General features: G+C 67.9%; 1 protein-coding gene. It reads left to right on the top strand.

What is annotated here, in order from left to right; all coding sequences use genetic code 11:
* Positions 1-237: 237 nt before the first annotated feature.
* Positions 238-2,222: DNA topoisomerase IV subunit B (locus tag AC1D01_RS31100; RefSeq protein ID WP_477873325.1), on the top strand; the 1,985-nt coding region annotated here is incomplete at its 3' end.

The following is a 2,222-nucleotide window of genomic DNA, read 5'->3' as shown; positions in this document are numbered from 1 at the left end:
CGACAGGATGGCGCCGAGGTCTTCCGACAGCAGGCGGAATTCGGATTGCGAGAGCGACTGCAGCGTGTTCAGGTCGGCGGCCTGGGCGATCGGTGCGATGGCGCCCAGCAGGGCGATCAGGGAGGCGGAGGCAAGGTGCATGCGCGCCAGGGTAACGCGCCCCGGCGACGGCTCCGTGTCGGCTGCGCCACGGTCGATTGCGAGTTGTAACGTGGTGGGCTTCTAGAATCCCGCCCCATGGCGACCAAACCCAGCAATTCCTACGGCGAGTCATCGATCCGTGTCCTGAAGGGCCTCGAGCCCGTGAAGCAGCGGCCGGGCATGTACACCCGCACCGACAACCCGCTGCACATCATTCAAGAGGTCATCGACAACGCGGCCGACGAGGCGCTGGCCGGCCACGGCAAGCGCATCGACGTGGTGCTGCACACCGACGGTTCGGTCACCGTGCACGACGACGGCCGCGGCATCCCGTTCGGGCTGCACCCCGAAGAGCAGGTGCCGGTGGTCGAGATCGTCTACACCCGCCTGCATGCCGGCGGCAAGTTCGACAAGGGCTCCGGCGGCGCCTACAGCTTCTCGGGCGGGTTGCACGGCGTGGGCGTCAGCGTGACGAACGCGCTGGCCAAGCGGCTGGAGGTCACGGTGTATCGCGAGGGCCAGGTGGCGCAGCTGGCGTTCTCGGGCGGCGACGTGATCGAGCCGCTGGTCATCCGCAAGGGCGTGTACGCGGCCTCGTCGGGCGACCGCAAGACCGGCACCACGGTGCGTGCCTGGCCGGACCCGAAGTACTTCGAGAGCGTCGATTTCCCGAAGGCCGAGCTTACGCACCTGCTGCGCAGCAAGGCGGTGCTGATGCCCGGCGTCATCGTTTCGCTGACCCTCGAGAAGAGCGGCGAGGTGCTGACCTGGACCTACAAGGGCGGCCTGCGCGACTACCTGATGCAGGCGCTCGCGGCCGACCCGGTGATCCCGTTGTTCGAGGGCGAGCGCTACGCCGATTCGCGCGAGACCGAGAACTTCGCCGAGGGCGAGGGCGCCGCCTGGTGCGTGGCCTTCACCGAGGAAGGCTCGCCGATGCGCGAGAGCTACGTGAACCTGATCCCCACGGTGAACGGCGGCACGCATGAAGCCGGCCTGAAGGACGGCCTGTTCGGCGCGGTCAAGGGCTTCATCGACCTGCACAGCCTGCTGCCCAAGGGCGTGAAGCTGATGCCGGAAGACGTGTTCTCGCGCGCCAGCTTCGTGCTGTCGGCCAAGGTGCTGGACCCGCAGTTCCAGGGCCAGATCAAGGAGCGGCTGAACAGCCGCGATGCGCTGCGGCTGGTCTCCACCTACGTGAAGCCGGCGCTGGAGCTGTGGCTGAACCAGCATGTGGAGCTGGGCCGCAAGCTGGCCGACCTGGTGATCAAGCAGGCGCAGACGCGCCAGCGCGCGAGCCAGAAGGTCGAGAAGCGCAAGGGCTCGGGCGTGGCGGTGCTGCCGGGCAAGCTGACCGATTGCGAGAGCCGCGACCTGGCGCTCAACGAGCTGTTCCTGGTCGAGGGCGATTCGGCCGGCGGCAGCGCGAAGATGGGCCGCAACAAGGAGACGCAGGCGGTGCTGCCGCTGCGCGGCAAGGTGCTGAACGCGTGGGAGGTCGAGCGCGACCGGCTGTTCGCGAACAACGAGATCCACGACATCGCGGTGGCGATCGGCGTCGACCCGCACGGYGCGASCGACGAGCCGGACCTGTCGGGCCTGCGCTACGGCAAGATCTGCATCCTGAGCGATGCGGACGTCGACGGCTCGCACATCCAGGTGCTGCTGCTGACGCTGTTTTTCCGGCATTTCCCGAAGCTCATCGAGCGCGGCAACATCTACATCGCGAAGCCGCCGCTGTTCCGTGTCGATGCGCCGGCGCGCGGCAAGAAGCCGGCGGCCAAGCTCTATGTGCTGGACGAAGGCGAGCTGACCGCCACGCTGGACAAGCTGCGCAAGGAAGGCGCGCGCGACAACAGCTGGAGCATCGGCCGCTTCAAGGGCCTGGGCGAGATGAACGCCGAGCAGCTGTGGGACACCACGCTGAACCCCGACACGCGCCGCCTGCTGCAGGTGGCCTTCGGCGCGCTCGATTTCACCGCCACCACCGAGTCGCTGACCAAGCTGATGGGCAAGGGCGAGGCGCAGGCTCGCCGCGAGCTGATGGAACTGCGCGGCGACGACGTCGAGGTGGATGTCTG

The sequence above is a fragment of the Rhizobacter sp. P3_B12 genome (assembly GCF_056402895.1).
Note: the sequence above shows the minus strand (reverse complement) of the source record. Positions and strands in the feature narration are given on the sequence as shown.